Genomic DNA, 3,624 nt, shown 5'->3' on the forward strand with positions numbered 1-3,624 from the left:
TTCTGCTTGTTCAGCTGCTATACGCTCTTGCTCTAAACGCTGGGCTTCTGCTTGCTCTGCTGCAACACGCTCTTGCTCTAAACGTTGCGCCTCAGCTTGCTCAGCAGCGCGTTCCTGCTCTAAACGCTGGGCCTCTGCTTGCTCTGCTGCAGCACGTTCTTTTGCTAGCAGTTCAGCATTTGCTTGTTCTATTGCTAATTTTTCAGCTTGCTCTACAGCAACACGCTCTTGTTCGGCTTTTTCAGCGACAACGCGTTCTTCTAAGCGTTTAGCTTCCTGCTCTGCTAAAGCTTGTTGTTTATCAGCCTCTGCTTTTTGTTCGGCTTGTTTCTTATCTGACTTACCAAAGCCGAGCCAAGACATTAATTTACTTTTTTTTGCCATACTTGCTAATAACCACTTATAAAAATCTGATAAACTAAAATTTGAAAATAGCTTGGAAGAGCCAACATACTTTGCCAGCCAAACAACCATTCAAAACATAAGTGTTCAATAGTAACACTTTTAATGCGGTTGAAAAATGAAGCTATACGTAATCTACTACAATATTATCTGAGCTAGATCCCAGATACCATTTTTTAGTGAGCTAAATGAGAAATAAAACAACTAAAAATAAAGCAATTAGCAAATCTACTGATGGCTTTATTAGAGTGATAAGTGGGCAATTTCGGGGCCGTAAGCTTCCAGTAAAAGACGTACAAGGCTTACGCCCCACAACCGACAGAATCAAAGAAACGGTATTTAACTGGTTGATGCAAGACACGCGCGACGCAAATGTTCTCGATTGTTTTGCAGGATCAGGGGGATTAGGATTTGAAGCACTTTCACGGTTTGCAAGCAACGCTACATTTTTAGAACTTGACCCAAGTGCAGCAAAGCAACTAGAGCAGAATATCTCAACGCTAAAACTGATCAATGCGCAGGTAAAACATATAAACTCACTTTCATTTTTAGAACAAAAAAATATTAACACGCCATTTGATTTGGTTTTTGTTGACCCGCCTTTTCGCAAAAATTTAGCCCAAACTAGCTGTAACTTATTAGAAATAAATAACTGGCTTAACGAAGATGCGCTTATTTATGTTGAAGTTGAGAGCGATCTAAATACATTCAACATCCCAACTAACTGGCTGTTAATTAAAGAAAAAAAATCTGGACAAGTGTTTAGCAGGCTCTACCGTCGCCAAACAAATTAAGACTGTTTAACGCTATGGGTTTCTGTTAATATTATCCTTTACATGTGGTGTTGCTTCGGATTACAATACCGCACCATTTTTGAACCACTTGATCAATGTTTGATCAACTTGAGCAACGCTCATAATTTAGGTAGGTGAATTTTTAATGCCAGTAATTAAAGTAAGAGAGAACGAACCGTTTGACGTAGCACTTCGTCGCTTCAAGCGTTCATGTGAAAAAGCAGGTATCCTTTCAGAAGTTCGTCGTCGCGAGCACTATGAAAAGCCAACAGCTGAGCGTAAGCGTAAAAAAGCTGCAGCAGTTAAGCGTCACATGAAAAAACTTTCTCGTGATAACGCTCGTCGCGTTAAATTATACTAATACATTTGGTCTTGTATAAATGAGCCTTTTAATAACGCTAAAAGATGCGCAAAAAGATGCGATGAGAGCTAAAGACAAACAACGTCTTAACCCTATTCGCATGGTACTTGCTGCAATCAAGCAACGTGAGATTGACGAGCAGATAACACTAGACGACGCAGGTATTACCTCCGTTATAGTAAAGCTTGTTAAACAGCGTCGCGACTCTTACACTCAGTATAAAGATGCTGGGCGTGATGATTTAGCTGAAATTGAAGCCAATGAAATAACAGCACTTGAAGCCTTCTTACCTCAACAATTGAGCGAAGAAGAAATCATAGCTCTCATTGACGCGGCTATTGCTGATACTAACGCAGCAGGTATGCAAGACATGGGTAAAGTAATGGGTATAATCAAAAGCAAAGCTGAAGGTCGCGCCGATATGGGTAAGATCTCTGGTTTAATTAAGCAAAGATTAACTGCCTAACACTCCCTATACGTAAAGTATAATTGAAGTAAACCGAGCCTTGTGCTCGGTTTCTTTGTTTTTACGTCACTAAAAAGTAAACTTTAGGCCTATATTCAAAAAATGAAATTATTCATACTGACTCTATTTATTTAGCCGTCATTTTGGTAAGTTAAGGTCCAATTGTTTATACCTCACTGGTATAAATTGTGAGTTTCACTTTCGTTATTCTTCTTAATATTTCAGGACTGTATTTTACTAATGGCTGGAAAGATCCCACGAAGTTTTATAGATGATTTACTTGCCAGAACCGATATTGTCGATCTGATAGACTCCAAAGTTGGCCTAAAAAAAGCCGGCAAGGACTATCAGGCATGTTGCCCTTTTCATAACGAAAAATCACCTTCATTTACTGTATCGCAAGATAAACAGTTTTATCATTGCTTTGGCTGTGGCGCTAACGGGAATGCGATTTCGTTTGTTATGGAGTACGAAAAGCTTGAGTTTGTTGATGCTATTGAAGAAATAGCCAGTATGCTTAACTTAGACGTGCCTCGCGAACAAGGGGGTAGTTCGGCGCCAGAACGTACCGCAGCGCAAAAACGCTCAGATTACGATTTGATGCTTCATACAGCTCGCTTTTATCAGCACCAACTTAAGCACCACGCTAACTCGGCCGCAGTCATTGACTATGTTAAAGGTAGAGGACTGAGTGGCGAAACCGTTAAAAAGTTTATGGTTGGCTACGCCCCTAGCGAATGGGATGGTTTATGTTTGCAACTTGGTCGTAATAAAGAACAAAAAGAGCAACTCGTAGAATTAAAGCTCGCCTCAGAAAAAACACCCGGCAGGCAGTTCGACTTTTTCCGCGACCGCTTAATGTTTCCTATTCGTGATAAACGCGGCAGAGTAGTCGCTTTTGGCGGACGCGTTATGCAAGCTGATCAAGGCCCTAAATATTTAAACTCTCCAGAAACCCGAATTTTTCATAAAGGGTTTGAACTTTACGGTCTTTATGAAGCAAAACAAGCGCACAAAAAGTTAGAGCACATTCTTATTGTAGAAGGCTACATGGATGTTGTTGCACTTGCAGAAAAAGAGATTGAATACGCCGTTGCAGCACTGGGAACAGCAACAACAAGCGAGCACATGCATACCTTATTCAGAACAACCGATAAGGTCATTTGTTGTTATGATGGCGACCGAGCTGGACGAGACGCAGCTTGGCGAGCACTTGAAAATGCACTCCCCTATTTAAATGACGGTAAAGCATTAAATTTTGTATTTTTACCTGACGGAGAAGACCCCGATTCATTAGTGCAAAAAGAAGGTAAAGATGCATTCGAACAGCGTTTAAGTGAGGCCGATGACTTTACTAAAGTTATGTTTAATAAATTAAGCCAAGAAATTGATTTAACATTAGATTCAGGTAAAGCAAAATTACTTAGTGCAGCGTTGCCACTCATTGAAAAAATTCCGAGTGAATTTTATCAAGAAAACATTTTAGAGCAATTAGGCCGATTAATTGGGCGCACGCGTGAACAACTTAATAACCGCTTAAAAACACCAAAACAACAGCACGCTATTGAGCGAAAATTTAAAATAACCCCGATGCGACAGGC

The 3,624-nt window shown here is 40.2% G+C and carries 4 protein-coding genes and 1 pseudogene; 4 read left to right on the forward strand and 1 reads right to left on the reverse strand.

Annotated elements, in window-relative coordinates; all coding sequences use genetic code 11:
* Positions 1–363 (reverse strand): annotated as a pseudogene (locus ATS71_RS04580) (signal recognition particle-docking protein FtsY); the annotation flags it as partial.
* Positions 364–590: 227 nt separating this feature from the next.
* On the opposite strand from ATS71_RS04580, the gene rsmD reads away from it, so the two are divergent.
* From rsmD to dnaG, 4 genes are all read left to right on the forward strand, one after another.
* Positions 591–1,196 (forward strand): 16S rRNA (guanine(966)-N(2))-methyltransferase RsmD, encoded by a 606-nt coding sequence (gene rsmD / locus ATS71_RS04585; protein ID WP_058403751.1) that lies wholly within the window; start codon positions 591–593, stop codon positions 1,194–1,196.
* Between the two features lie 145 nt (positions 1,197–1,341).
* Entirely contained in the window at positions 1,342–1,557 is a 216-nt protein-coding gene (gene rpsU, locus ATS71_RS04590) for a 30S ribosomal protein S21 (RefSeq protein WP_002957797.1), read from the forward strand.
* 19 nt (positions 1,558–1,576) lie between these two features.
* The gene (locus tag ATS71_RS04595; RefSeq protein WP_008114877.1) at positions 1,577–2,023 is read left to right on the forward strand and encodes a GatB/YqeY domain-containing protein; all 447 of its coding nucleotides are present in this window, start codon (positions 1,577–1,579) and stop codon (positions 2,021–2,023) included.
* 240 nt (positions 2,024–2,263) lie between these two features.
* A partial coding sequence (gene dnaG / locus ATS71_RS04600) for a DNA primase (protein ID WP_235591410.1) occupies positions 2,264–3,624 on the forward strand: 1,361 nt, incomplete at its 3' end.

Source organism: Pseudoalteromonas sp. H71 (assembly GCF_001468485.1).
Taxonomy (GTDB): Bacteria; Pseudomonadota; Gammaproteobacteria; order Enterobacterales; family Alteromonadaceae; genus Pseudoalteromonas.